General features: G+C 60.1%; 3 protein-coding genes and 1 pseudogene. 1 reads left to right on the forward strand and 3 read right to left on the reverse strand.

Annotated elements, in window-relative coordinates:
- Nucleotides 1–92 precede the first annotated feature (92 nt).
- The 3 genes and pseudogenes from AX685_RS14280 to AX685_RS21130 form a co-directional block, all read right to left on the reverse strand.
- Nucleotides 93–335: pseudogene (locus tag AX685_RS14280) on the reverse strand (transposase); the annotation flags it as partial.
- A gap of 118 nt (nt 336–453) precedes the next feature.
- Nucleotides 454–1,695: a plasmid replication protein RepC gene (repC, locus tag AX685_RS14285; RefSeq protein WP_066489840.1), complete on the reverse strand. Its 1,242-nt coding sequence runs from the start codon at nt 1,693–1,695 to the stop codon at nt 454–456.
- 420 nt (nt 1,696–2,115) lie between these two features.
- Nucleotides 2,116–3,045 carry a replication initiator protein A gene (locus AX685_RS21130; RefSeq protein WP_082740985.1) on the reverse strand — a complete coding sequence of 310 codons (930 nt, stop codon included), beginning with the start codon at nt 3,043–3,045 and terminating at the stop codon, nt 2,116–2,118.
- A gap of 402 nt (nt 3,046–3,447) precedes the next feature.
- Between AX685_RS21130 and AX685_RS14290 the strand changes: the two genes are divergently transcribed.
- Nucleotides 3,448–3,996: a recombinase family protein gene (locus AX685_RS14290; protein WP_024310630.1), complete on the forward strand. Its 549-nt coding sequence runs from the start codon at nt 3,448–3,450 to the stop codon at nt 3,994–3,996.
- Nucleotides 3,997–4,174 lie beyond the last annotated feature (178 nt).

Here is a 4,174-nt window from a genome sequence, read left to right on the forward strand (position 1 = left end):
GCAAGCGTCAAGCTAACCCGCTGATACCACTCAACTTAATTTCGGATCGGGCTCTTAGGGTGTCATTTCGCCCTCAGCCGGAACCGACCCCACCCAGCACGCAGCTTGGGGATTTTCAGGTTCAGCGTGCCTACCCGGGTATCCAGCGAACGGTCGCGATAGCCGTTGCGCCAGGTCGCGCGCTCGCTGCTGCGTTCGTGGCGACCCGCGCCGATCAGGCCATCAACGTCGGCCTCCATGATCAGCTGCAGCACGTTCTCGGCGATGGTGCGCAAAAAATCCGGTTGGCCGCCCTTTGCAGCCAGCTCTTCGATCAGTAATCTGTCCTCGGTCATCGGGAACTCCTCTTCGTCACGGTTGAAGTGTGCAAACTCCACCATAACGATGAACCCGGTCGCGCTCCAACATCGGTCGAGGTCAGCGCCGGCGGGCAGGGTGGCGACCGGTCCTGCATCAATGCGCTGCCATCCGCTCGGTCCTGAACCCCCACAGGCTCCTGGGCAGATCGAGCTCGCCGCGTTTTGCGCGAGCGATCATCCCTGCGAAATACGCCCCCGGCGTCAGCCGGATCTCGTCGCGGCTGTACCGTTCGGCCGTGATCATGACCGCAACCGCCGCGCCGTCGCGGCCCAGCTCGTCAAGCGCCTCGACCCAGGTCCCGGTGCGGATACCGAGATCGTGCCGCAGCCGCGAGGCAGCGTGGTGAATGTCGGCCCACCCCGGCGAGGGGGAGGGGAGGTACATTGCCGCGGTCGGGAACATTTCCTTCAAATCCGAAGGCTTCACCTTGAACCGGCTGTTCGACGGCGAGGCAGGGAGCACGGCCTGTTTGGGCTGCTCCGGGTCCGGGTCGGAACTACAATCGCGAACAGCATGTACGGAATCTTCAGGGGGAATGGTTTGTATATGTATGAAGGGATCGTCAGATGACCCCGAGGGGTTATTTTCTGGTGGAAACATGAACCGATCGACGGTCTCGCCAACCTGATCCTCAAGAGTGTCGAGACGGTCGAGCGCGCCCTGATAGCCATCGCTGTCGCCCATCGCCTTCGCCTGTCCCGCGGTGAAGGCGATCGCGTCGATCGTTTCCTGCAACCGCATCCAGTGCGGCCCGGCGAGCTTCATCTCGGCCGCTTGCGCCAGTGCCTGACCGACGAGGCGGCGGACGCGCGCGATCTCCTTCTTGCCGGTCTTGAAGAGCGCATGGAGCGCGTTGAGCCGGTCACCAGCCTCCTTCAGTTCGGCGTAGCGCAGACGGACAGGTGACAGGTCGAGGCCATAGGCTTCCACGATTGCGCCGTCGCGATCCCTGTAGCCGCTCCTGCGGCCATGCGCGCTGTCACGCGCAAGAAGGAGGCCCGCTTCACGCAATTCACGCAGCCGCGCCTTGATGCAGGCTACCGATTTGCGGGCGGTGTCGGCGAGGTGCTGGTTGCTCGGCCACACGATGAGCAACCGACCTTCGGTCCAATCGGCTTCCCACGTCAGCTGGATGAGGTCCATCAGCGTCTCGATCGCGCCGGGACTGACGCCGATCGCGCCGCGCAAGGCCTTCACGACGTTACGGGCATCGCGCTTGGACACCTCGATGTCAGTGTCATCCACGACTTTTATCCGTCGCGTCAGCTCGCGCGTGAGCGCCGTAATCGGCCGTGCGCCGGTGCGGCCGGTGAAAGCCGTCTGGGTGTAGGTCATCGTTCGTCCCCTCGGATGGAGGGACCGTCAGCAGGCAAAACTCGTGCGTGGCGCGAAGCGCGCTCCCTTGAACCGGGGATCGGGATCGGCTAGATGGAGGGTCTTGTGGGAGACCGGTCAGCGTTTGCAGACGCTGCCACCTATCGGTTCCAGGGTGCCCGGCCTTCGTGCCGGGCATTCGTTTATGTGGTCACGGTCGCTATCCTAATCTCGCCGATCATTAGAAATCGGTGAACATACCCTGCGATATTTTCAGAGCGCCGGAAACTGCGAAGGTTTGTGGTTTCGATGACATCAAAGCCGAAATATCTGTGGTTTCGGTGACATCGAGGTCTGAAAACCTGAGGTTTCAATGACAACCTTCCTCAGATCCGGTTCTAAACTCTGTGTGGGGATCTTCGCTGGCCGTCGATGATTCGCCTACGCGGCATCTGATTCGCGTTGGCTGATCGGGACCGGCACTATGGTGATCCGATCATCGGCAACGGGCATCCGAGCGCCTGGTTGTTCCTCGACGTACAATGTAAATCCCGGTATGGCATTCTGCTCGGCCGCGTCTTTCAGAAGGCGCTTAAAGCTCCGGCAGGGGCTTTGATATCCAGTCTGTAGCCGTAGATCGCCGAGCGTTAGTGATACAGGGCCGTCAATGCATGATGCAGACGCTACCTCATAGAGGCGACGATTGACGGGACTTAGCTGGAAGTAGGCCGGTGCATACTTCAATATGTCCCGGTCCTTCATGATGGCCCGATGTAGCCAATCGCAAAGGCGAACTCTGACGGCCTTCAGGCGGCGAGTCCCGTCCTTTGATTTAGAGTATTTCAGTTGGACATTTTCGACCCACGAGAAAAAGCCTGCGACTCCCTCACCACCGGTCTCGATGTCGGTCTTGATCTGAGTACTCTGCAAGCGCTCGAGTGACTCGAACAATCGATTATATGCTTTGGCTGATACGGGCGTGCCAGTGACTCTGAACAGGTCATGGCCCGTGAATTGGAAATCCTGACCTACGGCTCCTCCTTCCTCTAGACGGCTGGCCATAAGGCTGGCGATGTAGAGTAGGACCTCTTTGTCATAGATTGTTGCTACGCCCCGATGCCCGGGATTTACTTCGATCGTCACATTGTTGGCAGTGTATCGTAATTGGGTCTTCCAGGCGTTCTTACTCAATGCGAAAAATGGATACGCCATGAGGGAGCGCTCGCCACGAACACCGCCGCGAAGGGGACTATCCAGTGAAAACAAATCACCCTGGACTGGCGTGTGGGGTGCTTCTGCCAAGCCCTTTTGGCTGACCTCTGAAGCCCGTTTACCACTAGACGATATTCGTTTGACGACAGCCTTAGCCATTTGCCGCACGTTCCCGTCGATAGCGCGGAAAGCCGGATGATGTCATCGAAACCACAAACGGTTTGATCAAGGTTGCGGACATGGGTCGCTCATCCGACACAGGCCGTCGGCGGATGTCATCGAAACCACAGATAGCTGTCCTCTGCCCCCCCCATTCAAGGAGGGTGAACCCGGTATCGGCACCGTCGATCTGTGGTTTCGATGACATCCCGTGAGCGGAAAATGCCGCTGGAGAGATTCTTGTGAACCATCTGATTTGCGACGCCCTCATGGGAATACCGCCGCTCGTGACCGCGATCGGCCGATCCCGTTGGAAGTTGTCAACAAAGCGCACTTCTCAAAACCCATTTCCGTTAGTAACTCAGTGGCAGGGCCGTTGTCGATGAGTTTCGGGAAAATTGCATGTTGATCGGTTATGCGCGGGTGTCGACGGCCGACCAGGATCTGACGCCCCAGATCGAGGCATTGAAGCAAGCCGGCTGCGAGCGGCTCTATTCCGACAAGGCCAGCGGCGCGAAAGTGAATCGTCCTGGCCTCGCCGAAGCGATTGCCTATGCGCGATCGGGTGACGTGCTGGTCGTGTGGAAGCTGGACCGCCTCGGCCGCACCATGAAGGGGCTGGTCGATTTGTCGGCCGACCTCGACGAGAAGGGGATCGGGCTGCGTTCGATCACCGATGGAATCGACACTTCGGGAACGGCGGGGCGGCTCGTCTTCAACATCCTGGCGGCGATGGCCCAGATGGAACGCGAGCTGGTCCGCGAGCGGACCACTGCTGCGCTGGCCGTCGCACGGCGCAAGGGCCGGTTCGGCGGGCGAAAGACGATGATGACCGAAGAGCGCCGGAACGCGGCCACCAAGCTGCTCAAGACGGAGATGTCGTCGCGCGAGATCGCGCGCGCGATCGGCGTCTCGATCTCGACCTTTTACAGGCATTTTCCCGCGCGATAGCTGCGGTGCCGACGCGTGCGGCGTATCACGGGAATGGGCGCGCAGCTGGCTGCTCAAGAATAACCCGGTTGCCCAAGCCATTCGAAGCCCGTGCCAGCGCATCGGCTGCGTCTGCAATCAGATCTGTGGATCGGCGTGGAAAAGGGACCCCGGTAGCGGGGTGATCGGCGTCGAAAAG

The organism is Sphingomonas sp. CCH9-F2, assembly GCF_001556735.1.
GTDB classification, from domain to species: domain Bacteria; phylum Pseudomonadota; class Alphaproteobacteria; order Sphingomonadales; family Sphingomonadaceae; genus Sphingomonas; species Sphingomonas ginsenosidimutans.

What these genes read in the sequence shown, in the direction of transcription:
- repC (WP_066489840.1), bottom strand. Translation starts at nt 1,695, where the DNA reads ATGACCTACACCCAGACGGCTTTCACCGGCCGCACCGGCGCACGGCCG.
- AX685_RS21130 (WP_082740985.1), bottom strand. Translation starts at nt 3,045, where the DNA reads ATGGCTAAGGCTGTCGTCAAACGAATATCGTCTAGTGGTAAACGGGCT.
- AX685_RS14290 (WP_024310630.1), top strand. Translation starts at nt 3,448, where the DNA reads ATGTTGATCGGTTATGCGCGGGTGTCGACGGCCGACCAGGATCTGACG.